Here is a 24,939-nt window from a genome sequence, read left to right as displayed (position 1 = left end):
CCATGAACGCTGACCAACTTCAAGCCATCATTGCCGCAGGTCTTGACTGCACCCACCTGACAGTGGATGGCGATGGCCGCCACTGGAGCGCCGTGGTGGTGTCCGAAGCCTTTGCCGGCATGCGCCCGATTGCGCGGCACCAACGGGTGTACGCCACGCTGGGCCAGAAAATGCACACCGATGAGGTGCACGCCTTGTCGATGAAAACATTCACGCCCGCCGAATGGGCTGCGCAAGCGAAATGAAACGAAGGCCTTCGGGCCGCAACGCACTGACCTGACCCATGGACAAACTGATTATTCGCGGCGGCAAACGCCTGCAAGGCACGCTCGATGTGGCAGGGGCCAAAAACGCGGCCCTGCCCGAGCTGTGTGCTGCGCTGCTGAGCGCCGAGCCCGTCTCCCTGAGCAATGTGCCGCGGCTTCAAGACGTGTCGACCATGCTCAAGCTGATACGCAACATGGGCGTGACGGCCGAGCACCACGAAGACGGCCGCGTCACCCTCAATGCCGGCGCCCTGAACAACCCCGAAGCCCCTTACGAACTGGTGAAAACCATGCGCGCCTCGGTGCTGGCACTGGGCCCCTTGTTGGCCCGCTTTGGCCATGCCAAGGTGTCCTTGCCTGGCGGTTGCGCCATCGGTTCGCGCCCAGTGGACCAACACATCAAAGGCCTGCAAGCCATGGGCGCGGTGATCACGGTGGACCACGGCTACATGTTGGCCAGCTTGCCTGCTGGCCGCACACGCCTCAAAGGTGCGCACATCACCACCGACATGGTGACGGTGACGGGCACCGAAAACTTCATGATGGCAGCCGCCTTGGCTGAAGGCGAGACTGTGCTGGAAAACGCCGCGCAAGAGCCTGAAATTCCGGACCTGGCTGAGATGCTGATCCAAATGGGCGCGAAGATCGAAGGCCAAGGCACACGCCGCATCCGCATTCAAGGTGTCGACCGCTTGCACGGCGCTCAGCACCAAGTGGTGGCTGACCGCATCGAGGCGGGCACATTCCTTTGCGCGGTCGCTGCCACGGGTGGTGACGTGGTGCTGCGCCACGGCCGAGCCGACCACCTCGAAGTGGTCATCGAAAAACTCCGTGAAGCCGGTGCCACCATCGAAGTGGGTGAGGGCTTCATCCGCGTCAAATCCGAAGGCCGCTTGAAAGCCCAGAGCTTTCGCACCACCGAATACCCGGGTTTTCCGACCGACATGCAGGCGCAGTTCATGGCGCTCAACTGCATCTCGCAAGGGGCCAGCAAAGTGACTGAAACGATTTTTGAAAACCGCTTCATGCATGTCAACGAGCTGGTGCGCCTTGGCGCGCACATCCAGATCGAGGGCAAGGTCTCCGTGATCGAAGGCGTGCCAAAATTGTCTGGCGCGACTGTGATGGCCACTGACTTGCGCGCCTCGGCCAGCCTGGTTATTGCTGGCTTGGTGGCCGAAGGTGAAACCACCGTCGAGCGCATTTACCACCTGGATCGAGGTTACGACCGCATGGAAGCCAAATTGCGCGCACTTGGTGCCGACATCGAAAGAGTGAAATGATCACGCTGGCCCTGTCCAAAGGACGCATCTTTGACGAAACCCTGCCGCTGCTCAAAGCCGCAGGCATCGAGGTGCTGGAAGACCCCGAAAAATCTCGCAAACTGATCTTGCCCACGAATCAGCCGAACGTGCGCGTGGTGTTGGTGCGTGCCAGCGATGTGCCCACCTATGTGGAATACGGTGGTGCCGATCTGGGCGTGACGGGTTTGGATACCTTGATCGAGCACGGCGGCCAGGGCCTGTACCAGCCGCTGGACCTGAATATTGCCAAATGCCGCATGAGCGTGGCCGTGCGCGCCGATGACGACTACGCCGCGCTGGTTCGCACCGGGGCACGTCTGAAGGTGGCCACCAAATACACAGCCATCGCCCGTGATTTTTTTGCGACCAAGGGTGTGCACGTTGACCTGATCAAACTTTACGGCAGCATGGAACTGGCCCCGCTCACGGGCCTGGCCGACGCCATCGTTGACTTGGTATCGACGGGCAACACGCTCAAGGCCAACCACTTGATTGAAGTCGAACGCATCATGGACATCAGCTCGCGCTTGGTGGTCAACCAAGCTGCACTCAAACTCAAGCAAGCACCGATCCGCGCCATCATCGACGCCTTTGCGGGCGCAGTGAAGAAAGACTGAACAACATGGACTCGTTGGGCCTGCAAGCCAAACCCTTGCAACTGAACACGGCCGATGCCGGTTTTGAAGCGGCCTTTGCGGCCCGCCTGCATTGGTCTGCCGACACCGACGCCGCCATCGAGCAGCGCGTGGCCGATATCCTGGCCGATGTGCAAAAGCGTGGCGATAACGCCGTGCTGGAATACACCCAGCGCTTTGACGGCCTGCAAGCGCCCGATGTGAAAGCTTTGGAGATCACCCAGGCCGAACTGAAAGCGGCACTCGACAGCCTGCCCGCCGCACAACGCGAAGCCCTGCAAGCCGCAGCAAGCCGGGTGCGCAAGTACCACGAAGCGCAAAAGAAAGCCTCTGGCGAGAGCTGGAGCTACCGCGACGAAGACGGCACGCTGCTCGGCCAAAAAGTCACACCGCTCGACCGCGTGGGCATTTATGTGCCCGGTGGCAAAGCCGCTTACCCCTCTTCGGTGTTGATGAATGCCATTCCCGCCCATGTGGCCGGGGTGCAAGACATCATCATGGTCGTGCCCACGCCCGTGCGCGGCAGCGTGGCCACGGGAGGATCTGGAGAGGCGGCCGCTTCCAGCCTGGGCGAACGCAATGAACTCGTGTTGGCCGCCGCCTATGTGGCGGGCGTCACGCGTGCCTTCACCGTGGGCGGTGCACAAGCGGTGGGGGCTTTGGCCTACGGCACGGCCACCATCCCCAAGGTCGACAAGATCACCGGCCCGGGCAACGCCTATGTGGCCAGCGCCAAAAAGCGTGTGTTCGGCACCGTGGGCATCGACATGATTGCGGGCCCCTCTGAAATTCTGGTCTTGGCCGATGGCAGCACGCCCGCCGAATGGGTGGCGATGGATTTGTTCAGCCAGGCCGAGCACGACGAGTTGGCGCAAAGCATTTTGCTGTGCCCCGATGCGGCCTACATCTCCGAAGTGCAAGCCGCCATTGACCGCCTGCTGCCCACCATGCCCCGCCGCGAGATCATCGCCAAGAGCCTGAACGACCGTGGTGCGCTGATCCTCACGCGCAGCATGGAAGAAGCCTGCGCCATTAGCAACCGCATCGCGCCCGAGCACCTGGAGGTGTCGAGCAGCGAGCCGCACCGCTGGGAGCCTTTGCTGCGCCACGCAGGGGCTATCTTTTTGGGCGCGTTCACCAGCGAATCGCTGGGCGACTACTGCGCTGGCCCCAACCATGTGCTGCCCACCAGCGGCACGGCGCGTTTTTCCTCGCCTTTGGGCGTGTACGACTTCCAAAAACGCAGCAGCCTGATTGAGGTGAGCGAAGCCGGTGCCCAGCCTCTGGGCCGCATCGCCGCCGAGCTGGCCTATGGCGAAGGCCTGCAAGCCCACGCCCGCGCTGCCGAATTGCGTTTGAACCCTGTTCCCCCCATGCGAGAGCCGACATGACCGTGAGCCCCCAACTGATGCAACGCATCCGCCAGGACGTGAAGTCCATGCACGCCTACGCCATCCAGGACTCGGTCGGCATGGTCAAGCTCGACGCGATGGAAAACCCGCACCGTTTGCCTGCTGATTTGCAAAAGGTTTTGGGCGAGCGACTGGGCGCTTTGGCGCTCAACCGCTACCCCGACGGCCGCGTGAACGAACTGCGCCATGCTTTGGCCCAGCACGCCCGCATGCCCGAAGGCTTCGACATCATGCTGGGCAACGGCTCGGACGAATTGATCTCTTTGCTGGCCATGGCCTGCGACGTGCCCGGCGCTTCCATCCTGTCGCCCTTGCCGGGCTTTGTGATGTACGCCATGAGCGCTCAGCTGCAAGGCTTGGCGTTCCATGGCGTGCCGCTCACTGCCGACTTTGAACTCGACGAAGACACCATGCTGGCCGCTATTCATCAACACAAGCCGTCTATCGTGTACCTGGCTTACCCCAACAACCCCACGGGCAACCTGTGGAACGACGACACGATCGAAAAGATCGTGCTGGCCCAGGGCGCGCAAGGCGGCCTGGTGGTCATGGACGAGGCCTACCAGCCCTTTGCCAGCCGCAGCTACATCGACCGCATCACGCACCATTCGCATGTCTTGCTCATGCGCACGCTGTCCAAGTTTGGCTTGGCGGGTGTGCGTCTGGGCTACATGATCGGCCCCAAGGCTTTGGTGGCCGAGGTGGACAAGGTACGCCCGCCTTACAACATCAGCGTGCTCAATGCCGAGTGCGCCCTGTTTGCCCTGGAGCATGCCGAGGTGTTTGCCGCACAGGCTCAAGACCTGCGTCAAGAGCGCACACGCTTGCTGCAAGCACTGACGGCATTGCCCGGCGTGCAGCCTTTCCCCAGCGAGGCCAACATGATCCTGGCCCGCGTGCCCGATGCGGCCAAAACCTTTGACGGTCTGAAGGCCCACGGTGTGCTGATCAAGAACATTTCTAAAATGCATCCATTGCTGGCCAATTGCCTGCGCCTGACGGTGGGCACCGCTGCAGAAAACGACCAACTCCTTGCTGCTCTGAAAGTCTCCTTATGAACCGTACAGCAAACGTGACCCGCAAGACGGCCGAGACGAACATCCGCGTCGCCATCAACCTGGACGGCACAGGCCAGGCCAAGCTGGCCAGCGGCATCGGTTTTCTGGACCACATGCTCGACCAGATCGCTCGCCACGGCTTGATTGATCTGGACATCGCCTGCGAAGGCGACCTGCACATCGACGGCCACCACACGGTGGAAGACATTGGCATCACCTTGGGTCAAGCTTTCGCGCAGGCCATTGGCGACAAAAAAGGCATTCGCCGTTATGGCCAAGCCTATGTGCCGCTTGATGAAGCTTTGAGCCGCGTGGTGGTGGACTTTTCAGGCCGCCCCGGTTTGCACATGGACGTGAACTTCACCTCCGGCTCGCTGGGCTCGCTCGACACCCAGTTGATTTACGAATTTTTCCAAGGCTTTGTGAACCACGCGCTGTGCACCTTGCACATCGACAACCTCAAGGGCGTGAACGCACACCACCAGTGCGAGACGATTTTCAAGGCCTTCGCCCGTGCCGTGCGTGCCGCGCTCGAACTCGATCCACGCTCGGCGGGCGTGATCCCTTCCACCAAAGGCAGTCTCTGAACATGAGCGTCAACCGCGTCGCCGTTGTGGACTACGGCATGGGCAACCTGCGCAGCGTGGCGCAGGCGGTGATGCACGCCGCCTCCAGCGTGGACCATGCCGAAGTCACCGTCACCAGTGATCCGCAAGTCGTGCGCAACGCGCACCGGGTTGTCTTGCCAGGGCAGGGCGCCATGCCCGACTGCATGCGCGAGTTGCGCGAGTCGGGTTTGCTGGACGCCGTGCTTGAAGCCGCTGCCAGCAAACCCCTGTTTGGTGTGTGTGTGGGCATGCAAATGCTGCTGGACCACAGCGACGAAGGTGATACGCCGGGCCTCGGCTTGATCCCCGGGCGCGTGGTCAAGTTCGATTTGGCCGGACGCATCCAGCCCGATGGCACCCGCTACAAAGTGCCGCAAATGGGCTGGAACCAAGTTTGGCAAGACCAACCAGCGCATGCCCTGTGGCAAGGCGTCGAGGACGGCAGCTGGTATTATTTTGTGCACAGCTTCTATGCCCAGGTGGCCAACCCGGCGCACAGCGCGGCCCAGACCGATTACGGCAGCCGCTTTGCTTGCGCCATTGCCCGTGACAACATATTTGCCACCCAGTTTCACCCCGAAAAAAGCGCGGCCCAAGGTTTGGCCTTGTTCCGCAATTTCCTCCACTGGCAGCCTTGAGAAGTTTTCACTGCCGTTTTTCAGCCCTCAGCCTTTTTTAATTCGCCATGATTCTGATCCCCGCCATTGACCTCAAAGACGGCCACTGCGTTCGCCTCAAGCAAGGCGATATGGACCAAGCCACGACCTTCGGTGAAGACCCCGCTGCCATGGCGCGCACCTGGCTCGAAAAAGGCGCACGCCGCCTGCACCTGGTGGATCTGAATGGCGCGTTCGCGGGCAAGCCGCAAAACTTCAGCGCCATCAAGTCCATCCTCAAGGCCGTGGGCGACGACATCCCGGTGCAGCTCGGTGGTGGCATCCGCGATCTGGACACGATTGAAAAATACATCGACAGCGGCCTGCGCTACGTCATCATCGGCACTGCAGCTGTCAAGAACCCCGGCTTTTTGAAAGACGCCTGCACCGCCTTTGGCGGCCACATCATCGTCGGCCTGGACGCCAAAGACGGCAAAGTCGCCACCGACGGCTGGAGCAAGCTCACCGGCCACGAAGTGGTGGACCTGGCCAAGAAGTTCGAGGACTGGGGCGTTGAGTCCATCATTTACACCGACATCGGCCGTGACGGCATGCTCAGCGGCATCAACATCGATGCCACCGTCAAGCTTGCCCAAGCTCTGACCATCCCCGTGATCGCATCGGGCGGCCTGTCCAACATGGCCGACATCGAGCAGTTGTGCGCGGTGGAGGACGAAGGCGTGGAAGGCGTGATCTGCGGCCGCGCCGTGTATTCGGGTGACCTCGACTTCGCGCTGGCGCAGCAACGCGCCGACGAACTCAACGGCTGATCCATCCCCTCGCGATTGCACATGAGCGCTCAGGCCACTTGTCGCGACACCGCGTTCGCGGGCCTGCCCGCTTGCGAATTGACCCTGCCGCAAGGCGACCGCCTGCTGGTGGCGCTGCACGGTGCGCATGTGCTGTCTTGGGTGTCGGGCGGGCAAGAGCGCCTGTACCTCAGCCCCCAAAGCATTTTGGACGGCCAAGCCGCCATCCGTGGCGGTGTGCCCGTGTGCTTTCCGCAGTTCAACCAACGCGGCCCCATGGCCGACCGTTTGCCCAAACACGGCTTTGCCCGCAACGTGGCCTGGCAGGCTGATGCGCCCGAACTTGGTGCCGAGCATGCCCGCCTCACGCTGCGCCTGAATGACAACATCCAGACCCGCACCTGGTGGCCCCAAGCCTTTGCCTTGGCGCTGCACATCGACCTGAGCCCGGGTGCCGTGCAACTGACGCTGGACGTTCACAACACAGACACCCAAGCGCTGGCGTTCTCTGGCGCACTGCACACCTATTTGGCCGTGCCCGACGTGACGCAGGCCACGCTGCAGGGCTTGGGCGTTCAGCCCGAGTGGGATTCGCTGACCGACACCCATGCACAAGCGGCCGACACGATCCGCTTCGCCGTCGAATTTGACCGCGTCTACGAAGCCGGGCCAAAGCCCCTGACGCTGAACGATACATTGCACATCAGCCAAAGCCCCAGCTGGGCCAATACGGTGGTCTGGAACCCCGCGCAAGACCTGTGCAAGCGCCTGCCCGACATGCCCGAAGACGGCTGGCGGCACATGCTGTGCGTCGAAGCAGCCCAGGTCTACACGCCCATCACCTTGCCTGCGGGCGGGCGTTGGGCGGGCTGGCAGCGCTTACAAGTGCTGAAACCCTAAAACCCTGAACCCATTCAACAAGAGAAGTCTCCATGCTCGCCAAACGCATCATCCCTTGCCTCGACGTGACCGGCGGTCGCGTGGTCAAGGGCGTCAACTTTGTCGAACTGCGCGACGCCGGAGACCCGGTCGAAATCGCGGCCCGCTACAACGAGCAAGGCGCTGACGAACTCACGTTTTTGGATATCACCGCCACCAGCGACGGTCGCGACGTGATCCTGCACATCATCGAAGCCGTGGCCAGCCAGGTCTTCATTCCGCTCACTGTGGGCGGTGGTGTGCGCACGGTGGAAGACGTGCGCCGTTTGCTCAACGCCGGTGCCGACAAAACCAGCTTCAACTCGGCCGCCATTGCCAACCCGCAAGTCATCCGCGAAGCGTCTGCCAAATACGGCGCGCAATGCATCGTGGTCGCCATCGACGCCAAACGCCGCAGAGCAGAGGACGAACAGCGCGTCGGCACCCACGGTCTGCCCATGGGCCCCGGCTGGGACGTGTACAGCCATGGCGGCCGCAAAAACGTGGGCCTGGACGCGGTGGTTTGGGCCACCCAAATGGCCGAATACGGCGCGGGTGAAATCCTGCTCACCAGCATGGACCGCGACGGCACCAAAAGCGGCTTTGACCTGCAGCTGACCCGCGCCGTGAGCGATGCAGTCAGCGTGCCCGTCATCGCATCGGGCGGCGTGGGCAACCTCGACCACTTGGCCGACGGCGTGAGCATCGGCGGCGCGGATGCGGTACTGGCGGCCAGCATCTTCCACTACGGTGAATACACGGTGCAGCAGGCCAAAGAGCGGATGCGGGAGCGGGGGATTCCTGTTCGTTTGTGATGCGCTGATCAATCAATCACGTTGAAAGCAAGTCATCCAGTGGGCTGCGAGTGCTGTTTTGTTCTCCCTTGCGCTCATTGGCCAGCATAGACAAAAACACCTCGACGTCGGTCACCCCAACTCACGCGGGTGAATTACACGGAAGGAGCACCGGGTTTCATGACAAATTTGTACCAGTGCGAAATCACGATGCATGAATCTGTATGCCTAGGCGCAGGCGGCTTGCAGGCAATTCACCAAAAAGATGTATCGTTTCTGCTCGGAAGTATTAACCGAGCCTAGCGGGCCATATCACGATAGGCTACAGATGCAACAACTCTATGACTCCATCGGCAGGACTTACACCAGGTCGCGTCACGCTGACCCTGAAATCGTCAAGACCCTCTCGCAGACTCTAGATCTTCAGTCGTCACGCGCCTATCTGGACCTTGCGTGCGGGACCGGCAACTACACCGTCGCCCTAAGCGGTCTCGGCGGTAAGTGGAGCGCCATTGATGTATCGACCGTCATGCTCACGCAAGCAAGAGAGAAGGACAACGCTGTGTCTTGGATTCAGTCCAGCGCGGACGACCTTCCTTTTCCCGACGGGTACTTTGACGGGGCCATCTGCACTCTTGCCATCCACCACTTCTCTGATCTAACAAGGCCTTTCGCCGAGGTCCACAGAACCCTGAGAGGCGGAAAATTTGTCCTCTTTACGGGTCTTGCCGAACAAATGCGGCACTACTGGTTGCGCCACTACTTTCCGGAGATGATGGAGCGGTCCATCGCGAACATGCCGACAGAAACCAAGATATGTGAAGCTTTACAGGAGGCGGGCTTCAAGTCGGTGACTGTCGAACCGTTTTTTGTTACCAACGAGCTTCAGGATCTATTTCTCTACTCTGGTAAGCACCGACCGAGTCTCTACCTGGATCCGGCCGTCAGGGCAAACATCAGTTCTTTCGCGCGACTCTCTTCTGAATCTGAAGTACGGATCGGATTAGATCGGCTTAGCGTCGACATCAAAAGCGGCGCCTTCCCAAGCATTGCAGCGACATACGCCACCGAGCTTGGCGACTATGCGTATATCCAATGCACGCGCTAACTTCTAACGAAAGGATAGGTCACGCGAAGCCGAGACCAGATCCGTTTGTTTAACAAGCCCGGTTCTGAGCGGTGGTTTGAGCCCTAGAGAAAACATCTTTTTGTCTTGCCTGTGTGATCGAGCATTCTCGGGACTCAAGCGATATGACGGCGGCGCATCGGGCTACGTGAGCATTTGTCGGCGTAGTTCCAAATGTCACCAGCATGAGTACCACCAGCTATCACCGCTTCAACCCCGCATAGAAATTTTCATGCGGCCCGACCGCCAGCAGCATGGCTTCAGTGGGAGCTGTTTTGTGCGGCTGCAGTTCATAGGCCAGCAGTGTTTCCTGACCGTTCAGTTTGAACTTGGAGACAAAAACACCAGCGAGGTCGCCTTTCTTTTCTTCGCCCAGCTGCGGAGTCTGAAGAATGGCCTTGATGGCTTCATCCAGTGTTTTTTTGTCGCGTTCGCGCAGTTTTTTGGCCACCCGGTTGAACGATGGTGAGGCGCTGACTTGCAGCATCAGCCAAACTCATAAGGCGCAGCCAGTCCCGCTTTGACTTCTTCACGCGAGAGCATGGTGTCTTGAATTACCCGCAAAGGCATGTCAGGGTTGTCGATCACGGCTTTGCCGATGCGGGCCCAATATTCAATTTGTCGGGGCACCGAACGGTGCTCCGCCGCAGCATAGGGTTTGGCGTCTTCGACCAATTCGTCAGACAGTTTCATTGCAACAGCCATGGTGCTTCTCCTTGATGGGTTGTATTTTGCAACCAATGAGTGTTTTGTGCAACCTGGTAAGGCTTTGAAGTAGCTTGATTAACGGTGCTATGAGGTGCGAATGCAGTCCTGACACCCCAATGTCTTAAGATCACCCCCCTATGAACTGGCTCGATCAAATCAAATGGGATGACAAAGGCCTGGTGCCGGTCATTGCCCAAGAACAAAGCTCCGGCGACGTGTTGATGTTCGCCTGGATGAACCGCGAGGCGCTGCAAAAGACGGCCGAGCTGAAAAGGGCGGTGTATTTCAGCCGCTCCCGCAACAAGCTGTGGTTCAAGGGCGAGGAGTCGGGCCACGTGCAGACGGTGCACGACATCCGCATCGACTGCGACAATGATGTGGTGCTGCTCATGGTGACGCAGTTGGGGCACGAGCCAGGCATTGCCTGTCACACGGGGCGCCACAGTTGCTTCTTTCAGAGCTTGCAGCCGGACGGCTGGCAGACTGTTCATCCTGTCCTGAAGGACCCTGAAACCATTTACAAGTGAACGCGATGAGTTCTACCGACACCCTGGCCCGTTTGGCCGCCATCATCGAAAGCCGCAAAGCGGCCAACGGCGGCGATCCCGACACCAGCTATGTGGCCCGCCTGCTTCACAAAGGGCCCGACGCCTTTTTGAAGAAAATCGGCGAAGAAGCCACCGAAACCGTGATGGCCGCCAAAGACGTGGACCACGGCGGCGATGCCTCCAAGCTGGTTTATGAAGTGGCCGACCTGTGGTTCCACAGCATGATCGCGCTGGCGCACTATGGCCTGTCACCCGCCGACGTGGTCAACGAGCTGGCCCGCCGCGAAGGCCTGAGCGGCTTGGAAGAAAAAGCCCTGCGCAAAGTGCAAGAGCGTGAGCGCTTGGGCGAATAAACTGGACGACTGGACCAACAAACCATGAACCACCAACCCATCGATGACAGCACCCAAACCATCAGCTGGATCAGCTACATCCTGCACCTGATCGTGGCGGTGAGCGCCGTGATTCCCGGGGCGCAGATGGGCCCGGCCTTGCTGGTGGTGGCGCTGATCATCGATTTGGTCAAAAAGGGCGATGCCCCAGGCTGGGAAGCCACGCATTTCAGCTACCGCATCCGCACCGTGATCTGGGCAGCTTTGCTGTACTTGGTCACGGCACCTTTGTTTTTGTTGATGTTTTTCCCTGGATGGCTGGCTTGGGTGGCCATTTCCATTTGGTTTTTGTACCGCATCGTGCTGGGCATGGTGCGCTTGAACGGGCAGCGACCCGTGATGGATTGATCTTTTTAAGCTGAGCAGACCATGATCGACGAGAAATGTATTTTTTGCAAAATCATCGCGGGCAAGATTCCTTCGCGAAAGGTGCATGAGGATGAGCATGTGTTCGCCTTTCACGACATCAACCCCTGGGCACCCATCCATTTCCTGATCATTCCCAAGCTGCACATCCCGTCATTGGCGCAGTTGGCTCCTGAGCACGCTGCTTTGATGGGGCATATGATGACTCTGGCTCCCAAACTGGCCGCGCAGGAGGGTTGCAACCCGTACCCGGAGGGCGGTTTCCGCACGGTGATCAACAGCGGGACGGAGGGCGGACAGGAAGTGCACCACCTGCACATGCACATCATGGGAGGTCCGCGGCCATGGTTGCGCGGCTGAAATTTGGAATTGTCATCAAATCCTTGTCTAATCAAGGCAGTTTTTTTGGCAGGGCTTCAGCCCTTAGAATTGACCAACTAGCTTAGGAGATTTTCATGGGTACTTTTTCCATTTGGCACTGGCTGATCGTGCTGCTGATCGTGGTCATGGTGTTCGGCACCAAAAAGCTCAGAAACATGGGCTCTGACCTTGGCGGTGCTGTCAAAGGCTTCAAAGACGGTATGAAAGAAGGTGGCGTCAAGCCCGAAGATGGCGCGGCCCCCATTGCCGGCCAGGTCACAGCTTCGACCACAGCTCAAACCGAAAAAACCACCATCGACGTTGAAGCCAAGACCAAGTCTTGAGCTTTTGAACGACTGAACGCTGCACTGTGCTGGACTTAAGTTTTTCGAAAATGGCCCTCATCGGGGTGGTGGCGTTGATCGTCATCGGCCCTGAAAAGTTGCCCAAAGTTGCCCGCACGCTGGGTGCTTTGCTGGGCAAAGCGCAGCGCTATGTGGCTGACGTCAAAGCCGAGGTCAACCGGTCCATGGACCTCGAAGAACTCAAAAAGATGAAAGAGACCATGGAGACGGCGGCTCGCGATGTCGAGCAAACCGTCCAAACAACGGCCTCTGATTTTGAAAAAGACTGGGCCGACACCACGGCGGGATTGAACAGCGATTTGCCCGCCATCGAGCCTCCGCCTCCCTACTACAAACGTCCCGAAAAGAACTGGCGTCTCAAACGGGGTGCGATGCCCCAGTGGTACAAAGCGCGTTCTGGGGTGCGCACCAAAGCCTTGTCGGGTGCTGCCCGCGTGGCCCGTTACCGGCCCAAGCCTCTTAATTCCTTTTGATGTTGGCGCGCTTGCTGCGCGCCCGCTAGACTGCCCCATCCCATGTCTGAAACCCCTTCCCAGCCCGACGACGAACTCAAAGGTTCAGAGCAACCTTTTGTGGCGCATTTGATCGAGTTGCGAGACAGGTTGATGTGGGCCGTGGCTGCTGTGGCCGTCGCTGCCGCAGCTTTGGCCATTTACCCAGGGCCGGGCAATTTGTACGACATCTTGGCGGCTCCCCTGGTGGTGCATCTGCCCAAAGGTGCCACCTTGATCGCGACGTCTGTGATTTCGCCTTTCATGGTGCCGCTCAAGATTTTGCTGATGAGTGCTTTCCTCGTTGCTTTGCCGGTGGTCTTGTACCAAGTTTGGGGCTTCATTGCGCCTGGCCTTTACAGCCATGAGAAAAAGCTGGTCATGCCTTTGGTGGTCTCCAGCACCTTGCTGTTTTTCATCGGGGTGGCTTTTTGTTATTTCTTTGTGTTCGGCCAGGTGTTCAGCTTCATTCAGAGCTTCGCCCCCAAAAGTATCACCGCCGCGCCTGACATCGAGGCTTACCTGAGCTTTGTGCTCTCCATGTTCTTGGCTTTCGGTCTGGCATTTGAAGTGCCCGTGGCCGTGGTGGTGTTGGCCCGCATGGGCGTGGTCACCATTCAAAAGCTCAAGGATTTCCGAGGCTACTTCGTGGTGCTGGCTTTTGTGATTGCCGCTGTGGTCACGCCGCCCGATGTGGTGTCTCAGCTGGCGCTGGCCATACCCATGTGCTTGCTTTATGAGTTGGGGATATGGGCTGCGCAAATTTTCATCAAGCACACCCAGGCCCCGGATGCGGCTGCCGATGGCAGCTGATGTGTGTGTTTAGATGTCAAATGGAAAAGGGCCGCCAGGCCCTTTTTTATGTACACCTCAAAGCTTGCATCTCTTTCAAGGCGCTTTCTTTTTAGGAGAGGGTCTTTCCGCAGGGGTTAGACGCAAAGACAGTTGGGCTTGTTGACGCCATATCAGCACCTCGGCGGGCTCGCCCGGCTTCAGGCTGGCGACCTGATTGAGCAGGTCTGAAACGCTGCCCACTGGTTGCTTGGCCACTTGCAGGATCACGTCCCCGGGACGAACGCCCGCCTTGGCTGCTGGGCCGTTTTGCAAAACGCCGGTGATGACGACACCCTGTTGGCTTTGATCGGATTTCACCTTGGGAAGCTGAAAGCTTTCGGCCAGTTCCGGCGACATGTCTTGCGGTTCAACCCCGATCCAGCCCCGGATGACCTTGCCGTTTTGCAGCAAATCCTGCATGACCTGCTTGGCCGTCGAGATCGGGATGGCAAAGCCAATGCCCATGCTGCCACCAGAGCGGGAGTAGATGGCGGTGTTGATGCCCATAAGGTGGCCATTCACATCGACCAGCGCCCCGCCGGAGTTGCCAGGGTTGATGGCGGCGTCGGTCTGGATGAAGTTTTCAAAAGTGTTGATGCCCAGTTGGCTGCGGCCCAAGGCGCTGACGATGCCCGAGGTGACGGTCTGGCCCACACCAAAGGGATTGCCAATGGCCAGCACCACATCGCCCACTTGCAGGTCTTGCAGCTGACCCAAAACGATCACGGGCAGTTTATCCAGAGAGATTTTCAGCAAGGCCAGATCGGTGTCCGGGTCAGTGCCGATCACTTTGGCCAAGGTTTTGCGGCCATCGCTGAGCACTACCTCGATGTTGTCGGCGTCTTCGATGACATGGTTGTTGGTCAGGATGTGACCCTCGGCGCTGATGATCACGCCGCTGCCCAGGCCACCTGGGTTCTGCTCTTCCTGTTCTCCATAGAAGAACTTGAACCAAGGGTCTTGGCCATGCGGGTTTTTGCTTTTGCCTTGACGGGTATTGATGCTCACCACCGCTGGGGAGGCTTTTTGCGCTGGCCCGCTCAGACTGCCGACGGGCCGGTTGCCGCTGGCAGCCGGTGGTGCTTGCAGCAAAGTCATGCCGTCCACCGAGCGTGGAGCACGGCGGAGCCATTCAGGCTGGAGCGTGGCCACCACAAACCAGATGGCCAACAAAACGGTCACCCATTGGGAAAATAAAAGCCAATAACGTTTCATGGTTGCAGATTGTCCTTGATTCGGTTGAGTCGCACTTCAAACTGTGCGCATCAACCAGCACAGATGCAAGGACGTGACACAGACCGACCTGAGCCACAATGGCACATCCAAGCTTAGTCAAATCAGTCATCATGACCAATGCCAAAACCTTGGGCCAAGCTTTTGATGCCTTGCTCCAACCCGAAAAATTCCGCGATTACGGTCCCAACGGCCTGCAGGTCGAAGGCGACCGTGAGGTGCGGCTGCTGGTCAGCGGTGTCACCGCCAGCCGTGCCCTGATCGAAGCGGCGATTGACGCCCAAGCCGACGCCATCTTGGTGCACCACGGCTTGTTCTGGCGTGGTCAAGATGGGCGCGTCACGGGCTGGATGCGTGAGCGTTTGCGTTTGCTGTTGGTGCATGGCATTCACTTGTTTGCTTACCACCTGCCGCTGGACGCACACCCCGAATTGGGTAACAACGCTCAACTGGCCCGGGTGCTCGGATTGCAGGCCGATGGCCGGTTTGGCGAACAAGACCTGGGTTTTGTCGGGATGGGCACACAGACTTGGGAGCGGCCTCAGGCCCTGGCCGAGCATGTAGCCGCCTTGCTGGCGCGCCCGGTGACCTGCGTGGGCGATGCCGATCGGCCTGTTCGACGGGTGGCCTGGTGCACGGGCGGTGCTCAAAGTTACTTCGAGTCGGCCATTGCCCAAGGCGTGGATGCGTTCATCACCGGCGAAATTTCCGAGCCGCAAGCCCATTTGGCTCGCGAAACCGGTGTGGCGTTTCTGGCCTGCGGCCACCATGCCACCGAGCGCTATGGTGCACCCGCCTTGGGCGCGCATGTGGCGCAGGCGCTGGGCATTGCGCACCGTTTCATTGAGATCGACAACCCGGCCTGATGCCGTCCTTTTGCGCCATGAACCTGCCTGAACTGTCCCGCCCCATCGCCATCACGCCCGGTGACCCTTGCGGCATTGGCCCCGAAATCATCGCCCGGGCCTGGTGCATTGCGCCTGAACTGACCCGGGGCTGCTTTGTGGCGGGCGATGTGGGCCTGATGCGCCGCGCCATGGCCTTGGTTCAGCCGTCAGTGAGCTATCCGGTTTGTGAAATCGAAACACCCGCGCAAGCCCTTGTAGTGCCCCCGAGGTGTTTGCCCGTGCTGCAAGTGGTGCCGGTCCTACCCGAGATGCCATGGGGCCAAGTCGATGGCCGTGCCGGGCAGTTGGCGGGCGAGGCCGTGCTGTGGGCCACGCGTGCGGCCTTGAGAGGCGAGGTGGCCGCGCTGGTCACCGCCCCTTTGCACAAAGAGGCCTTGCACGCTGCAGGCGCACCGTACGACCAATACCCGGGCCACACCGAGTTGCTGCAGGCCGAGTCGGCCCGGTATGCTGGGGTGAAGCTCGCGCAAATGCCCGTGCGCATGATGCTGGCCAACAACGAGTTGCGCACGGTGCTGGTCAGCATCCATGTTTCCATGCGTGAGGCGCTCGACGCGATTACCGTGGATCGGGTTCTGGAGACCTTGCGCATCACCCAATCGGCTTTGTCAGCTTTGCTGAGCCGCAGGCCACGCATCGCGGTGGCGGGTGTCAACCCCCATGCGGGCGAGGGCGGCTTGTTTGGACGGGAAGAAATCGAGGTCTTGCAGCCAGCCATGTCGCGGGCCCGCCAAGAGGGTCTGGATGTGCACGGCCCCTTTGCGCCCGACACGGTGTTCATGCGGGCTCGCCAAAAACCAGGCATTCAGCGTGAATTCGATGTGGTGGTGGCCATGTACCACGATCAAGGTTTGATCCCTGTGAAGTACCTAGGGGTGGAGCAGGGGGTGAACGTGACCCTGGGCCTGCCCTTGATCAGGACCAGCCCGGACCACGGCACGGCCATGGACGTGGCTGGGCAGGGCAGGGCCGATGCCAGCAGCATGGTCCAGGCCATTCGAATGGCGCGTCAGTTGGTGGCGGGCAAGGCCCATGGCGAGGCTTGAGTCCGGAAGTTTCAGGCCTTGTTTTTCAGACTGTCGCGGATTTCACGCAGCAGCAACACGTCTTCAGGTGGGATGGGCGCCGCTTCTGGTGCTACTGTGGCGGTGTCACTGGCTTTGAGGCGGTTGATCTGGCGCACCATCACAAAAATCACAAAAGCCAAAATAAAGAAGTTCAAGGTGACCGTGACGAAACTGCCGTAGGCAAAAACGGCCCCGAGCTTTTTAGCCTCTGCCAATGTCAAACTGGCTGCTTGTCCGGCCAGCGGCAGGTAGTAGTTTGCGAAGTCGAGACCACCAAACACCAAACTCACAAAAGGCATGATCAGATCGGCCACCAAGGAATCGACGATTTTGCCAAAGGCCGCCCCGATGATCACGCCCACCGCCAGGTCCATGACGTTGCCCTTCACGGCAAAAGATTTGAATTCTTGAACAAATGACATCTTAAATCTCCAAAAAGAACAAAGTGATGGCTATTGTGCCCCACTCAAAAGGAAGCTTATCGGGTTGTAAGTCGTTAGCTTGTTTCACTCCGCTACAATCGCGGGTTGACCCTGATAACGACTCGCCAAGAGGATTCCCATGAGTGACACCCCAGTCGACAGCAGCAAGCGGACGTGGCTGATTGCCTCCACTTGCGCAGGTGCCGTAGGCGCTGGCTTTGTGGCCACCCCCTTCGTCAGCAGCTTCCAACCATCCGAGCGGGCCAAAGCGGCCGGTGCGGCCGTAGAGGTGGACATTTCCGCCTTGAATCCGGGCGAAAAGCTCACGGTCGAATGGCGCGGCAAACCCGTGTGGATCATGAAGCGCTCGCCTGAGCAGCTCGAATCACTGAAAAAAATCGAAGGCCAACTGGCCGACCCTGCCTCAGATCGCACCGCGTATCCCACGCCTGAGTACGCCAAAAACGGCCATCGCTCGATCAAGCCTGAAATCATGGTGGCTGTGGGCATTTGCACCCACTTGGGTTGCTCGCCAGCCGATAAGTTCGCCGCTGGTCCTCAGCCTTCTTTGCCTGATGACTGGAATGGCGGCTTCTTGTGCGCCTGCCATGGTTCCACCTTTGATCTGGCCGGACGCGTGTTCAAGAACAAGCCCGCGCCCGATAACCTCGAAGTGCCGCCTCACATGTACCTGTCTGACACCAAACTGATCATTGGTGAAGACAAGAAGGCTTGATGGAGAAAAACATGGCTCAATTCAAAGAAATTTCTCCGAACGCCCCCGCTGGCGAAAAGTTGCTCAACTGGGTAGACAACCGCTTTCCTTTGTCCAAGCTGTACAAGGACCATTTGTCCGAGTATTACGCGTCCAAAAACCTGAACATTTGGTACGTTTTTGGCGCTCTGTCGCTCTTGGTTTTGGTGATCCAAATCGTGACCGGCATCTTTTTGGTCATGCATTACAAACCAGATGCAGCATTGGCGTTCGCCTCGGTCGAGTACATCATGCGCGATGTGCCCTGGGGCTGGTTGATCCGCTACATGCACTCGACTGGCGCCTCAGCGTTCTTCGTTGTGGTGTACCTGCACATGTTCCGGGGTTTGATGTACGGCTCGTACCGCAAGCCGCGCGAACTGGTTTGGATCTTCGGTTGCGGCATCTTCTTGGTGCTCATGGCCGAAGCTTTCATGGGTTACTTGCTGCCTTGGGGCCAGATGTCCTACTGGGGCGCTCAGGTGATCGTGAATCTGTTCTCGGCTGTGCCTGTAATTGGCCCAGACTTGGCGTTGTTGATTCGCGGCGACTTCGTGGTGGGAGATGCCACCTTGAACCGGTTCTTCAGTTTCCACGTGATTGCCGTGCCCTTGGTACTTTTGGGCTTGGTGGTGGCGCACATCATTGCGCTGCACGAAGTGGGCTCCAACAACCCCGATGGCGTTGAAATCAAGGCTGCAGATGCCCCCAAGGACGCCAAAGGCAATCCTCTGGATGGCATTCCGTTCCACCCTTACTACACCGTGCACGACATTTTTTCTGTCAGCGTCTTCTTGATGGCGTTCACAGCGATCGTGTTCTTTGCGCCTGAATTCGGTGGTTATTTCCTGGAGTACAACAACTTCATTCCGGCCGATCCACTGACCACGCCTTTGCACATTGCGCCGGTCTGGTACTTCACCCCTTACTACTCCATGCTGCGCGCCATCACGACAGAGATGATGTATGTGTTGGTGTTGTGTGTGGTGGTGGGGGCGTTCTTGGCTGTGGCCAAGGGCAAGCTGCCAACTTTGCTCAAAGGTGGTTTGGTGGGTGCAAGCATTGTGATTTGTGTGTTGCTTTTGTCCATTGACGCCAAGTTCTGGGGTGTGGTGGTCATGGGCGGCGCCGTGATCATCATGTTCTTCTTGCCTTGGCTCGATTACAGCCCCGCCAAGTCGATCCGCTACCGTCCTGACTGGCACAAATATGTCTATGCAGTGTTTGTGATCAACTTCCTGATCTTGGGCTACTTGGGCGTCAAGCCGCCCTCGCCCATCGGTGAGCGCGTGTCCCAAGTGGGTACCTTGTTCTATTTCGGCTTCTTCCTGTTGATGCCTTGGTGGAGCAAGCTGGGCACGTTCAAGCAAGTGCCCGACCGCGTGACCTTCACGCCTCACTGAGATCACGGAGAGTCAAGAACATGAAAAACCTCAAGAAACTCGCATTGGGCTTTGTGATGGCGCTGGGCCTGGTGGCCGGTGTCCACGCTGCAGGCGGCGGCATTGCCTGGGATAAAGCACCTCACAAAACCAACGATTTAGCTGCTTTGCAAAATGGCGCCAAATTGTTCGTCAACTACTGTCTCAATTGCCACTCTGCGGCTTACATGCGCTACAACCGCCTGAAAGACATCGGCTTGACCGATCAGCAGATCAAGGACAACCTGATGTTTGCCACCGAGCGCGTTGGCGACAACATGAAAGTGGCTGTGGATCCTGTGTTGGCCAAAGACTGGTTCGGCAAGAACCCACCCGACTTGACGTTGATGGCCCGCTCGCGTTCAGGGCCTGGCGGCACAGGTGCAGACTACCTCTACACCTATTTGCGCACTTATTACCGTGATTCGACCAAACCTACAGGTTGGAACAACCTGGCCCTGCCCAACGTGGGCATGCCCAATCCGCTGTGGGAACTGCAAGGCGAGCGAGAGCCCGTTTATGTGGAAAAAGAAGAGCATGGTCACAAAGTCCAAATCTTTTCTGGCTGGAAGCAAGTCAAGCCCGGCACCATGACGCCTTTGGAATACGATCAAGCCATTGGAGACTTGGTCGGATACATGCAATGGATGGCCGAGCCTGACCAAAACACCCGTGTGCGCATTGGTGTATGGGTTTTGATTTTCTTGTCCTTCTTTACCTTCATTGCCTGGCGTTTGAATGCGGCATACTGGAAAGACATCAAGTAACTGATCTTTCACCCGGCTATTCAGCCGGGTCCTTTGGAGTGGCAGGTCTTTGGGCCTCCCACTCTTTTTGATTTTTTGAGGAGCCTCCACCATGATGGTGCTTTATTCCGGAACGACTTGCCCTTTTTCACACCGCTGCCGCTTTGTGCTGTTTGAAAAAGGCATGGACTTCGAGATTCGCGATGTGGACTTGTACAACAAGCAAGAAGACATCAATGTGATGAACCCCTACGGTCAGGTGCCGATTTTGGTTGAGCGCGACCTGATCCTGTATGAGTCGAACATCATCAATGAGTACATCGACGAGCGCTTTCCGCATCCCCAGTTGATGCCCGGTGACCCGGTGGACCGCGCCCGGGTGCGCTTGTTTTTGCTCAACTTCGAAAAAGAACTGTTCACCCATGTACTGACCTTGGAAAATCGTGCGCTCAAAGGCAACGACAAGGCGCTGGAAAAAGCCCGCTCGCACATCCGCGACCGCCTGACCCAGTTGGCCCCGGTGTTCCTGAAAAACAAGTTCATGCTGGGCGACAACTTTTCCATGCTGGATGTGGCCATTGCACCTTTGTTGTGGCGTCTGGACTACTACGGTATTGAACTCAGCAAAAATGCAGCCCCGTTGCTCAAGTACGCTGAGCGCATTTTTTCGCGTCCTGCCTACATCGAGGCGCTGACGCCTTCTGAAAAGGTCATGCGCAAGTAAAGCCGGGTGTTTTCGGGTAAATAATGGCGACGGAGGACAACGCATGATCAGCAATACCGAACTGCCATCAACCAGGCCATACCTGATTCGCGCCTTGTACGACTGGTGTTCCGAAAACGGCTTCACACCCTATGTTGCGGTGAAGGTAGACAACTCGGTTCAAGTGCCGCGTGAGTATGTGCAAGGGGGCGAGATTGTGCTGAACGTCAGCATGGACGCCACCAGTTCATTGAAGCTGGGCAACGACTTCATCGAGTTCAAAGCCCGCTTTGGTGGCAAGCCGCGTGAAATCATGGTGCCTATCCACCGGGTCATGGCCATCTACGCCCGTGAAAATGGGCAGGGCATGGCTTTTCCTGTGAGTGATGAACAAGCGCCTCCTGCCGCTTTGTCCTCGATCGATAGCCCTTTGCTTGCAAGTGCCGACAGTGAAGACAAGCCCGCAGCACCCAGCCCCGGTAGACCCGCACTCAAGCGTATCAAATAAAAATTAAGGTCGTGTGCAAAGTCAGCCCTAGAGCACGTTAAAATTCAGCCCGTGCCGCTTTAGCTCAGTTGGTAGAGCACCCGCCTTGTAAGCGGTAGGTCGTCAGTTCGAATCCGACAAGCGGCACCAAAACTTCAGCCCTGACCCTTCAAAAGTCAGGGCTTTTTTGTGTTCCGAATTTGAAGCTAATACGGTGGGGCCTCAGCGGTTTTGCACCTTGATGCGGATCGAAGACACACCAAGACCTTGGACGTTGAGATGCTCTTGCAAGGCGGGCAGCAATTGACGCAGCTTGGCGGCCACGGCGTTCGAGCTCACCAGCAGACACCAGGCGCCATCTTCAATGGGGCCGGCTTGGATGCCGGCACGCAAAGGCGCAGGCAGCAAACTGCCAATGGCCTGCAGGCGATCGGACGAATCGCGCACCCGTCCCATCAGCAGCGAAAAGGTGGGGGACTCTTGGGCAGCTTGTTGCAGGGGAATGGCTTGGTGGCGTCTTTGCATGGCTTGTCTTTGGCCTCGATTATCTGGCAAGGCGTGAAGCCTCGGCACAGTGCCATGAAAAGGCTTTCGAGGAGGGCTGGTCAAGCGGCTAAAATCATCTGGTTATGCAGGTTGCCCTTGGGTGGCTTGTCGGGTTGATGGGGACTTTTGCCCTGCAAGCCCGGATTTCATGAAACTTTTAACCAGACAGGATAGACGGTCTGTTTTTCAGCCTCTGTGCTGAATGTGGATCTAATTGACATGGCCATCCCATTCCTCACCAAGATTTTCGGCAGTCGCAATGACCGCCTGCTCAAAACTTACCGCAAAACCGTCGAGCGTATCAACGCCATGGAGGCTGGACTCGAAAGCCTGAGCGACGATGAGCTGAGGGCCAAAACGCAAAGCTTCCGCGATCGTGCAGCCGCTGGTGAGAGCCTGGATGCCTTGTTGCCCGAGGCTTTTGCCGTGGTGCGTGAGGGCTCCAAGCGGGTCATGAAGATGCGCCACTTCGATGTGCAGCTTGCCGGTGGCATCGCCTTGCACAACGGCAAGATTGCCGAGATGGGTACGGGCGAGGGCAAAACCCTGACCTCGACGCTGCCGGCCTACCTCAACGCCATCGCAGGTAAGGGTGTGCATGTGGTCACGGTGAACGACTACTTGGCCAGCCGTGACGCCACATGGATGGGCAAGCTCTACAACTTCCTGGGGCTCAAGGTTGGCATTAATTTGCCTCAACTGCCGCGAGAAGACAAGCAAGCCGCTTACAACGCTGACATCACCTACGGCACGAACAACGAATACGGTTTCGATTACTTGCGCGACAACATGGTCTACGAAGCCCATGACCGTGTGCAGCGTCCGCTCAACTATGCCATCGTGGACGAGGTGGACTCGATCCTGATCGACGAGGCCCGTACGCCCTTGATCATCAGTGGGCAGGCGGAAGACCACACAGCCACTTACTTGGCTATGAACCAGGTCGTGCCGCTGCTCACCCGCCAGGAAGGCGAGGCCGACCCACGCACTGGCGAGGGCATCATCACACCCGGCGACTTCACGGTCGATGAAAAATCGCACCAAGTCTTCTTGACCGAAGATGGCCATGAAAAAGCCGAAGCTGTGCTCGCGCAAATGGGATTGATCCCAGCAGGCACGAGCCTGTACGACCCGGCCAACATCACGCTGATGCACCACTTGAGCGCTGCTTTGCGTTCTCGACACCTTTACCACCGCGATCAGCACTATGTGGTGCAGGACGGCGAGATCATCATCGTCGACGAATTCACCGGCCGTTTGATGACGGGCCGCCGCTGGAGTGATGGCTTGCATCAGGCGGTGGAAGCCAAAGAGGGCGTGCAAATCCAGGCCGAAAACCAGACGCTGGCCTCCATCACCTTCCAGAACTATTTCCGCTTGTACAACAAGATCGGTGGCATGACGGGCACGGCCGATACAGAGGCTTATGAGTTCCAGGAAATCTATGGCCTAGAGACCATGGTAATTCCGCCGCACCGCAAGAGCCAGCGCGAAGACCAGCTGGACCGGGTATACAAAACCTCGCAAGAGCGTTACACCGCGGCCATTGCGGACATCCGAGAATGCTTCGAGCGAGGCCAGCCGGTGCTGGTGGGCACCACTTCGATTGAAAACTCGGAGCTGATTGCGCAACTGCTAACACAGCAAAAGCTGCCTCACCAGGTGCTCAACGCCAAACAGCACGCACGCGAGGCGGACATCGTGGCCCAGGCCGGACGACCCGGCATGATCACGATTGCCACCAACATGGCCGGTCGTGGCACGGACATCGTGCTCGGCGGAAACATTGAAAAAGACGTTCAGGCCATTGAAGAAGATGCGAGCCTGCCAGAGGCGGCCCGCCATGAAAAAGTGGCCCAGCTGCGTGAGCAGTGGAAAGCCGTGCATGAGCAGGTCAAGTCCTTGGGCGGATTGCGCATCATCGCGACTGAGCGGCATGAGTCGCGCCGCATCGACAACCAGCTGCGCGGCCGTTCGGGCCGCCAAGGCGACCCAGGTTCTTCACGTTTTTACCTGAGCTTGGACGACCCTTTGATGCGCATTTTTGCGGGTGACCGTGTGCGCTCCATCATGGACCGGTTGAAGATGCCCGAGGGCGAGGCAATCGAAGCGGGAATCGTCACACGCAGCATCGAAAGTGCCCAGCGCAAAGTGGAGGCGCGCAACTTTGACGTCCGTAAACAGCTGCTCGAATACGACGACGTGTCCAATGACCAACGCAAGGTGATTTACCAGCAGCGCAACGACATTCTGGATGCGCAAGACATGCACGCCCAGATCACGGCCTTGCGCGAAGGTTGCTTTACCGATCTGGTGCGCCAGTTTGTTCCGGCCGAGTCGGTAGAAGAGCAATGGGATCTGCCGGGTCTGGAAAAAGTGTTGGCTGAAGAGTGGAGCATGACGCTTGATTTGCAAGGCAAAGTCCAAGCTTCCAGCGCAATTTCGGACGAAGACCTGCTGGAGACGGTCGTGACTGCTGCCCATGCACAGTTTCAGTCCAAGCTCGACCAAGTGGGGGCCGAGAGTTTCGTGTCCTTTGAACGCATGATCTTGTTGCAGAGCATCGATACCCATTGGCGCGAACACTTGAGCGCTTTGGATTACCTGCGTCAGGGCATTCACCTGCGGGGCTATGCGCAAAAGCAACCCAAACAGGAATACAAACGTGAAGCGTTTGAGTTGTTTGGCCAATTGCTCGACGCTGTGAAAAACGAAGTCACCAAGACTTTGATGATGGTGCGCATCGATTCGGGCGACCAAATGCAGCAAGCAGCCCAAGCCATTGAGGAGCGGGCTGAGCAGATCAGCAATGTGACTTATACCGCCCCGGATGAAACAGGACAACCACAAGTGCAGGCTGCCGGAGCTGCTGCGGCTGCAGGTGGGCTTGCTGATTTGGCCAGCACTTGGGGCCAGGTTGGGCGCAATGAACCTTGCCCTTGTGGCAGTGGCAAAAAATTCAAACAATGCCACGGCAAACTGGCTTGAAAAGGCTGAGCTTATGAAGCGGGCTTCGGCCCGTTTTCTTTGAGCTACCCCGCTTGTGCTGAGAACTCCTGCTT

Annotated in this window: 31 protein-coding genes and 1 tRNA gene; 27 read left to right on the top strand and 5 right to left on the bottom strand. The window is 58.4% G+C overall.

Annotated elements, in window-relative coordinates; genetic code table 11:
* Positions 1 to 2 precede the first annotated feature (2 nt).
* The 11 genes from B9Z49_RS11190 (at position 3) to B9Z49_RS11140 (ending at position 9,508) form a co-directional block, all read left to right on the top strand.
* Complete coding sequence (locus tag B9Z49_RS11190) at positions 3 to 245, top strand: BolA family protein (RefSeq protein WP_108353525.1); 243 nt, start codon at positions 3 to 5, stop codon at positions 243 to 245.
* 38 nt (positions 246 to 283) lie between these two features.
* On the top strand, positions 284 to 1,549 hold the full coding sequence (murA, locus tag B9Z49_RS11185) for a UDP-N-acetylglucosamine 1-carboxyvinyltransferase (RefSeq protein ID WP_108353524.1): 1,266 nt from the start codon (positions 284 to 286) through the stop codon (positions 1,547 to 1,549).
* Complete coding sequence (gene hisG / locus B9Z49_RS11180; protein WP_108353523.1) at positions 1,546 to 2,187, top strand: ATP phosphoribosyltransferase; 642 nt, start codon at positions 1,546 to 1,548, stop codon at positions 2,185 to 2,187. The genes murA and hisG overlap by 4 nt, the downstream gene beginning before the upstream one ends.
* A gap of 14 nt (positions 2,188 to 2,201) precedes the next feature.
* The gene (gene hisD, locus B9Z49_RS11175; protein ID WP_108353629.1) at positions 2,202 to 3,596 is read left to right on the top strand and encodes a histidinol dehydrogenase; all 1,395 of its coding nucleotides are present in this window, start codon (positions 2,202 to 2,204) and stop codon (positions 3,594 to 3,596) included.
* Complete coding sequence (hisC, locus tag B9Z49_RS11170) at positions 3,593 to 4,675, top strand: histidinol-phosphate transaminase (RefSeq protein WP_108353522.1); 1,083 nt, start codon at positions 3,593 to 3,595, stop codon at positions 4,673 to 4,675. The genes hisD and hisC overlap by 4 nt, the downstream gene beginning before the upstream one ends.
* On the top strand, positions 4,672 to 5,262 hold the full coding sequence (gene hisB / locus B9Z49_RS11165; RefSeq protein ID WP_108353521.1) for an imidazoleglycerol-phosphate dehydratase HisB: 591 nt from the start codon (positions 4,672 to 4,674) through the stop codon (positions 5,260 to 5,262). The genes hisC and hisB overlap by 4 nt, the downstream gene beginning before the upstream one ends.
* 2 nt (positions 5,263 to 5,264) lie before the next feature.
* Complete coding sequence (hisH, locus tag B9Z49_RS11160) at positions 5,265 to 5,921, top strand: imidazole glycerol phosphate synthase subunit HisH (RefSeq protein WP_108353520.1); 657 nt, start codon at positions 5,265 to 5,267, stop codon at positions 5,919 to 5,921.
* A 47-nt stretch (positions 5,922 to 5,968) separates the two neighbouring features.
* The gene (gene hisA, locus B9Z49_RS11155) at positions 5,969 to 6,709 is read left to right on the top strand and encodes a 1-(5-phosphoribosyl)-5-[(5-phosphoribosylamino)methylideneamino]imidazole-4-carboxamide isomerase (protein WP_053172214.1); all 741 of its coding nucleotides are present in this window, start codon (positions 5,969 to 5,971) and stop codon (positions 6,707 to 6,709) included.
* Positions 6,710 to 6,730: 21 nt separating this feature from the next.
* Positions 6,731 to 7,588: a D-hexose-6-phosphate mutarotase gene (locus B9Z49_RS11150; protein ID WP_108353519.1), complete on the top strand. Its 858-nt coding sequence runs from the start codon at positions 6,731 to 6,733 to the stop codon at positions 7,586 to 7,588.
* A 32-nt stretch (positions 7,589 to 7,620) separates the two neighbouring features.
* Positions 7,621 to 8,421, top strand: a complete 801-nt coding sequence (hisF, locus tag B9Z49_RS11145) for an imidazole glycerol phosphate synthase subunit HisF (protein WP_108353518.1) — start codon at positions 7,621 to 7,623, stop codon at positions 8,419 to 8,421.
* 307 nt (positions 8,422 to 8,728) lie between these two features.
* Positions 8,729 to 9,508, top strand: coding sequence for a class I SAM-dependent methyltransferase (locus tag B9Z49_RS11140; RefSeq protein ID WP_158273480.1), 780 nt, complete (start codon positions 8,729 to 8,731; stop codon positions 9,506 to 9,508).
* A 220-nt stretch (positions 9,509 to 9,728) separates the two neighbouring features.
* Here B9Z49_RS11140 and B9Z49_RS11135 read toward each other — a convergent pair whose 3' ends face one another.
* Both B9Z49_RS11135 and B9Z49_RS11130 read right to left on the bottom strand, forming a co-directional pair.
* On the bottom strand, positions 9,729 to 10,013 hold the full coding sequence (locus B9Z49_RS11135; protein WP_199225041.1) for a type II toxin-antitoxin system RelE/ParE family toxin: 285 nt from the start codon (positions 10,011 to 10,013) through the stop codon (positions 9,729 to 9,731).
* Positions 10,013 to 10,231 carry a hypothetical protein gene (locus tag B9Z49_RS11130; protein ID WP_108353516.1) on the bottom strand — a complete coding sequence of 73 codons (219 nt, stop codon included), beginning with the start codon at positions 10,229 to 10,231 and terminating at the stop codon, positions 10,013 to 10,015. The genes B9Z49_RS11135 and B9Z49_RS11130 overlap by 1 nt, the downstream gene beginning before the upstream one ends.
* 140 nt (positions 10,232 to 10,371) lie before the next feature.
* On the opposite strand from B9Z49_RS11130, the gene hisI reads away from it, so the two are divergent.
* From hisI to tatC, 7 genes are all read left to right on the top strand, one after another.
* Positions 10,372 to 10,761 (top strand): phosphoribosyl-AMP cyclohydrolase, encoded by a 390-nt coding sequence (hisI, locus tag B9Z49_RS11125; RefSeq protein WP_108353515.1) that lies wholly within the window; start codon positions 10,372 to 10,374, stop codon positions 10,759 to 10,761.
* A gap of 5 nt (positions 10,762 to 10,766) precedes the next feature.
* Positions 10,767 to 11,135, top strand: a complete 369-nt coding sequence (locus B9Z49_RS11120) for a phosphoribosyl-ATP diphosphatase (protein WP_108353514.1) — start codon at positions 10,767 to 10,769, stop codon at positions 11,133 to 11,135.
* Positions 11,136 to 11,159: 24 nt separating this feature from the next.
* Entirely contained in the window at positions 11,160 to 11,522 is a 363-nt protein-coding gene (locus B9Z49_RS11115) for a hypothetical protein (protein WP_108353513.1), read from the top strand.
* Positions 11,523 to 11,543: 21 nt separating this feature from the next.
* Entirely contained in the window at positions 11,544 to 11,900 is a 357-nt protein-coding gene (locus B9Z49_RS11110) for a histidine triad nucleotide-binding protein (protein ID WP_108353512.1), read from the top strand.
* A 95-nt stretch (positions 11,901 to 11,995) separates the two neighbouring features.
* On the top strand, positions 11,996 to 12,244 hold the full coding sequence (gene tatA / locus B9Z49_RS11105; protein WP_108353511.1) for a Sec-independent protein translocase subunit TatA: 249 nt from the start codon (positions 11,996 to 11,998) through the stop codon (positions 12,242 to 12,244).
* A gap of 26 nt (positions 12,245 to 12,270) precedes the next feature.
* The gene (tatB, locus tag B9Z49_RS11100; RefSeq protein ID WP_108353510.1) at positions 12,271 to 12,738 is read left to right on the top strand and encodes a Sec-independent protein translocase protein TatB; all 468 of its coding nucleotides are present in this window, start codon (positions 12,271 to 12,273) and stop codon (positions 12,736 to 12,738) included.
* A 42-nt stretch (positions 12,739 to 12,780) separates the two neighbouring features.
* Positions 12,781 to 13,569 carry a twin-arginine translocase subunit TatC gene (gene tatC, locus B9Z49_RS11095; RefSeq protein WP_108353509.1) on the top strand — a complete coding sequence of 263 codons (789 nt, stop codon included), beginning with the start codon at positions 12,781 to 12,783 and terminating at the stop codon, positions 13,567 to 13,569.
* Positions 13,570 to 13,644: 75 nt separating this feature from the next.
* On the opposite strand, the gene B9Z49_RS11090 is transcribed toward tatC, so the two are convergent.
* Entirely contained in the window at positions 13,645 to 14,805 is a 1,161-nt protein-coding gene (locus B9Z49_RS11090) for a S1C family serine protease (protein WP_108353508.1), read from the bottom strand.
* A 131-nt stretch (positions 14,806 to 14,936) separates the two neighbouring features.
* Between B9Z49_RS11090 and B9Z49_RS11085 the strand changes: the two genes are divergently transcribed.
* A complete protein-coding gene (locus B9Z49_RS11085; RefSeq protein WP_108353507.1) occupies positions 14,937 to 15,689 on the top strand; it encodes a Nif3-like dinuclear metal center hexameric protein in 753 nt (250 codons plus the stop codon).
* A gap of 17 nt (positions 15,690 to 15,706) precedes the next feature.
* The gene (gene pdxA / locus B9Z49_RS11080) at positions 15,707 to 16,777 is read left to right on the top strand and encodes a 4-hydroxythreonine-4-phosphate dehydrogenase PdxA (RefSeq protein ID WP_108353627.1); all 1,071 of its coding nucleotides are present in this window, start codon (positions 15,707 to 15,709) and stop codon (positions 16,775 to 16,777) included.
* Between the two features lie 11 nt (positions 16,778 to 16,788).
* Here the strand turns inward: pdxA and mscL are convergent, their stop codons facing one another.
* On the bottom strand, positions 16,789 to 17,220 hold the full coding sequence (gene mscL, locus B9Z49_RS11075) for a large conductance mechanosensitive channel protein MscL (RefSeq protein ID WP_108353506.1): 432 nt from the start codon (positions 17,218 to 17,220) through the stop codon (positions 16,789 to 16,791).
* 139 nt (positions 17,221 to 17,359) lie between these two features.
* Between mscL and petA the strand changes: the two genes are divergently transcribed.
* From petA to B9Z49_RS11045, 6 genes are all read left to right on the top strand, one after another.
* Entirely contained in the window at positions 17,360 to 17,956 is a 597-nt protein-coding gene (gene petA / locus B9Z49_RS11070; protein WP_108353505.1) for a ubiquinol-cytochrome c reductase iron-sulfur subunit, read from the top strand.
* 11 nt (positions 17,957 to 17,967) lie between these two features.
* Positions 17,968 to 19,377: a cytochrome bc complex cytochrome b subunit gene (locus tag B9Z49_RS11065; RefSeq protein ID WP_199225040.1), complete on the top strand. Its 1,410-nt coding sequence runs from the start codon at positions 17,968 to 17,970 to the stop codon at positions 19,375 to 19,377.
* Positions 19,378 to 19,397: 20 nt separating this feature from the next.
* On the top strand, positions 19,398 to 20,162 hold the full coding sequence (locus tag B9Z49_RS11060) for a cytochrome c1 (protein ID WP_108353503.1): 765 nt from the start codon (positions 19,398 to 19,400) through the stop codon (positions 20,160 to 20,162).
* A 91-nt stretch (positions 20,163 to 20,253) separates the two neighbouring features.
* The gene (locus B9Z49_RS11055) at positions 20,254 to 20,865 is read left to right on the top strand and encodes a glutathione S-transferase N-terminal domain-containing protein (protein ID WP_062406307.1); all 612 of its coding nucleotides are present in this window, start codon (positions 20,254 to 20,256) and stop codon (positions 20,863 to 20,865) included.
* Positions 20,866 to 20,908: 43 nt separating this feature from the next.
* On the top strand, positions 20,909 to 21,352 hold the full coding sequence (locus tag B9Z49_RS11050; protein WP_108353502.1) for a ClpXP protease specificity-enhancing factor: 444 nt from the start codon (positions 20,909 to 20,911) through the stop codon (positions 21,350 to 21,352).
* A 53-nt stretch (positions 21,353 to 21,405) separates the two neighbouring features.
* Positions 21,406 to 21,481: transfer RNA gene (locus B9Z49_RS11045), tRNA-Thr, on the top strand.
* Between the two features lie 72 nt (positions 21,482 to 21,553).
* On the opposite strand, the gene B9Z49_RS11040 is transcribed toward B9Z49_RS11045, so the two are convergent.
* The gene (locus tag B9Z49_RS11040; RefSeq protein ID WP_108353501.1) at positions 21,554 to 21,856 is read right to left on the bottom strand and encodes a DciA family protein; all 303 of its coding nucleotides are present in this window, start codon (positions 21,854 to 21,856) and stop codon (positions 21,554 to 21,556) included.
* Positions 21,857 to 22,096: 240 nt separating this feature from the next.
* On the opposite strand from B9Z49_RS11040, the gene secA reads away from it, so the two are divergent.
* Complete coding sequence (gene secA, locus B9Z49_RS11035; RefSeq protein ID WP_108353500.1) at positions 22,097 to 24,865, top strand: preprotein translocase subunit SecA; 2,769 nt, start codon at positions 22,097 to 22,099, stop codon at positions 24,863 to 24,865.
* Positions 24,866 to 24,939 lie beyond the last annotated feature (74 nt).

Source organism: Limnohabitans sp. 2KL-51 (assembly GCF_003063645.1).
Taxonomy (GTDB): Bacteria; Pseudomonadota; Gammaproteobacteria; order Burkholderiales; family Burkholderiaceae_C; genus Limnohabitans_A.
The sequence above is the reverse complement of the archived record's forward strand: the minus strand, read 5'-3'. Positions and strand labels throughout refer to the sequence as shown.

What these genes read in the sequence shown, in the direction of transcription:
- B9Z49_RS11190 (WP_108353525.1), top strand. Translation starts at nt 3, where the DNA reads ATGAACGCTGACCAACTTCAAGCCATCATTGCCGCAGGTCTTGACTGC.
- murA (WP_108353524.1), top strand. Translation starts at nt 284, where the DNA reads ATGGACAAACTGATTATTCGCGGCGGCAAACGCCTGCAAGGCACGCTC.
- hisG (WP_108353523.1), top strand. Translation starts at nt 1,546, where the DNA reads ATGATCACGCTGGCCCTGTCCAAAGGACGCATCTTTGACGAAACCCTG.
- hisC (WP_108353522.1), top strand. Translation starts at nt 3,593, where the DNA reads ATGACCGTGAGCCCCCAACTGATGCAACGCATCCGCCAGGACGTGAAG.
- hisB (WP_108353521.1), top strand. Translation starts at nt 4,672, where the DNA reads ATGAACCGTACAGCAAACGTGACCCGCAAGACGGCCGAGACGAACATC.
- hisH (WP_108353520.1), top strand. Translation starts at nt 5,265, where the DNA reads ATGAGCGTCAACCGCGTCGCCGTTGTGGACTACGGCATGGGCAACCTG.
- hisA (WP_053172214.1), top strand. Translation starts at nt 5,969, where the DNA reads ATGATTCTGATCCCCGCCATTGACCTCAAAGACGGCCACTGCGTTCGC.
- B9Z49_RS11150 (WP_108353519.1), top strand. Translation starts at nt 6,731, where the DNA reads ATGAGCGCTCAGGCCACTTGTCGCGACACCGCGTTCGCGGGCCTGCCC.
- hisF (WP_108353518.1), top strand. Translation starts at nt 7,621, where the DNA reads ATGCTCGCCAAACGCATCATCCCTTGCCTCGACGTGACCGGCGGTCGC.
- B9Z49_RS11140 (WP_158273480.1), top strand. Translation starts at nt 8,729, where the DNA reads ATGCAACAACTCTATGACTCCATCGGCAGGACTTACACCAGGTCGCGT.
- B9Z49_RS11135 (WP_199225041.1), bottom strand. Translation starts at nt 10,013, where the DNA reads ATGCTGCAAGTCAGCGCCTCACCATCGTTCAACCGGGTGGCCAAAAAA.
- B9Z49_RS11130 (WP_108353516.1), bottom strand. Translation starts at nt 10,231, where the DNA reads ATGGCTGTTGCAATGAAACTGTCTGACGAATTGGTCGAAGACGCCAAA.
- hisI (WP_108353515.1), top strand. Translation starts at nt 10,372, where the DNA reads ATGAACTGGCTCGATCAAATCAAATGGGATGACAAAGGCCTGGTGCCG.
- B9Z49_RS11120 (WP_108353514.1), top strand. Translation starts at nt 10,767, where the DNA reads ATGAGTTCTACCGACACCCTGGCCCGTTTGGCCGCCATCATCGAAAGC.
- B9Z49_RS11115 (WP_108353513.1), top strand. Translation starts at nt 11,160, where the DNA reads ATGAACCACCAACCCATCGATGACAGCACCCAAACCATCAGCTGGATC.
- B9Z49_RS11110 (WP_108353512.1), top strand. Translation starts at nt 11,544, where the DNA reads ATGATCGACGAGAAATGTATTTTTTGCAAAATCATCGCGGGCAAGATT.
- tatA (WP_108353511.1), top strand. Translation starts at nt 11,996, where the DNA reads ATGGGTACTTTTTCCATTTGGCACTGGCTGATCGTGCTGCTGATCGTG.
- tatC (WP_108353509.1), top strand. Translation starts at nt 12,781, where the DNA reads ATGTCTGAAACCCCTTCCCAGCCCGACGACGAACTCAAAGGTTCAGAG.
- B9Z49_RS11090 (WP_108353508.1), bottom strand. Translation starts at nt 14,805, where the DNA reads ATGAAACGTTATTGGCTTTTATTTTCCCAATGGGTGACCGTTTTGTTG.
- B9Z49_RS11085 (WP_108353507.1), top strand. Translation starts at nt 14,937, where the DNA reads ATGACCAATGCCAAAACCTTGGGCCAAGCTTTTGATGCCTTGCTCCAA.
- pdxA (WP_108353627.1), top strand. Translation starts at nt 15,707, where the DNA reads ATGAACCTGCCTGAACTGTCCCGCCCCATCGCCATCACGCCCGGTGAC.
- mscL (WP_108353506.1), bottom strand. Translation starts at nt 17,220, where the DNA reads ATGTCATTTGTTCAAGAATTCAAATCTTTTGCCGTGAAGGGCAACGTC.
- petA (WP_108353505.1), top strand. Translation starts at nt 17,360, where the DNA reads ATGAGTGACACCCCAGTCGACAGCAGCAAGCGGACGTGGCTGATTGCC.
- B9Z49_RS11065 (WP_199225040.1), top strand. Translation starts at nt 17,968, where the DNA reads ATGGCTCAATTCAAAGAAATTTCTCCGAACGCCCCCGCTGGCGAAAAG.
- B9Z49_RS11060 (WP_108353503.1), top strand. Translation starts at nt 19,398, where the DNA reads ATGAAAAACCTCAAGAAACTCGCATTGGGCTTTGTGATGGCGCTGGGC.
- B9Z49_RS11055 (WP_062406307.1), top strand. Translation starts at nt 20,254, where the DNA reads ATGATGGTGCTTTATTCCGGAACGACTTGCCCTTTTTCACACCGCTGC.
- B9Z49_RS11050 (WP_108353502.1), top strand. Translation starts at nt 20,909, where the DNA reads ATGATCAGCAATACCGAACTGCCATCAACCAGGCCATACCTGATTCGC.
- B9Z49_RS11040 (WP_108353501.1), bottom strand. Translation starts at nt 21,856, where the DNA reads ATGCAAAGACGCCACCAAGCCATTCCCCTGCAACAAGCTGCCCAAGAG.
- secA (WP_108353500.1), top strand. Translation starts at nt 22,097, where the DNA reads ATGGCCATCCCATTCCTCACCAAGATTTTCGGCAGTCGCAATGACCGC.